Annotated in this window: 1 pseudogene; it reads left to right on the top strand. The window is 68.8% G+C overall.

From position 1 onward, the window contains the following. Positions 1–1,261: pseudogene (locus tag ACFXKA_RS42785) on the top strand (hypothetical protein); the annotation flags it as partial. Between the last annotated feature and the right edge of the window lie 143 nt (positions 1,262–1,404).

The following is a 1,404-nucleotide window of genomic DNA, read 5'->3' as shown; positions in this document are numbered from 1 at the left end:
CCTGCGGGTCGACAACGCCCTGGTGTTCGCCACCGCGAAAGGCGAATACGAGGCATTCCTGCCGCCCCTGCGGCCCACCCGCGGTGAAGTGGCCACAAAGCGGTTCACGGCCGTGTACGAGGTCGACATGGGGATCCACCCCCTGCACACCGAGCTGACGCTGCCCAGCGACAACGACGCGTTCTCCTTCCCGGTCGGTGTCGATCTCTCGTGGCAGGTGATCGACCCCGCGCGCTTCGTCGAGAGCCGCCATCGCGACGTGCCGGATCTGCTGCTCGGTGAGATCAGCAGGGTAGGACGGCCGACCACCCGGAGCTTCACGATCGCCCACAGCGCCGATGCCGAACAGGCGCTGCTGCACGCCATTCACATCCACGGTCCGCTCGGGGCGAGCGCCGGTCTGCAGGTGAACTTGACGATCCGCGTCCGCAGGGACGACGAGAACATCGAGCATCAGAGGCGGCTGCAGGCCCTGACCCACGCGAGCGCCGAGGAGATCCACGCCACCCGGCTCGGACAGACCCAGGACATCGCCCACGACGAACGTGCGCGGCAGCAGGACATGCTCCAGCTGGGAAGGGCGGAGCTGTACGGAGCGAGGCAGCACGAACTGGTCGTGGAGCAGCGGAGGAGGGAGCACGAACTGGCCATGCTCCAGGGTGAGCACCAGGTGGCGATGCAGTCCGTCGAGGCGCAGAAGATCGCCTTCTACCAGCATCATCTGGAAAGGGGTGGGGTCGCGGCCTGGGCGCTGCACCTGTCGCAGCACCCGGACGACTCGCGACTGGTCATGCAGAGTCTGCGTGACGACCAACTGCGACTCCTCCAGTCCCAGATGGATCTGGTCACGCAGCTCCTCGGCGACGGTCAGGCGGAGCAGTACGAACTGGCAGGAGCCAAGCAACGTGCTCTGCGGGCGGTGAACGAGATCCTGAACCAGCGACTGCCGGGCGTCGCGAACGGGCCGACACCGCTTCCGGTGGAGACCGGCACCGACGTCCCGGACCCCGAGCCACCCCTGTCGACGTGGTCACCCACGCCGGCACCAGAAACACCGGCAGTACCCGCGGAGGCGTCCATGTCGCCACCCGAGCCCCCAATGCCCGCGTACGCACCGACCGCGGGCTGGACGCCACCTCCTGGGTACGGCGCGCCGCCCGCGTACGCATCCCCCCAGGCGCCCACGGACAAGGACACCGACACGGACACCGACGCCGACACGGTCGACCGCCCGGACTCCCCGACCCAGGCACCCCCATGACCGTTCCCGAGCCCCCCGCACCCGCCGCCGACGATGCGGCGACCCGCCTGCTCGGCGATCTGCGTACCGAGATCGCCAGGGCCGACAGCAAAGCGGCAGTCCTGGTCAGCGCACTGGGAATGACGGTCACGGCGTTCGGAGCA

Source organism: Nocardia sp. NPDC059228, from assembly GCF_042754245.1.
Taxonomy (GTDB): Bacteria; Actinomycetota; Actinomycetes; order Mycobacteriales; family Mycobacteriaceae; genus Nocardia.
Note: the sequence above shows the minus strand (reverse complement) of the source record. Positions and strands in the feature narration are given on the sequence as shown.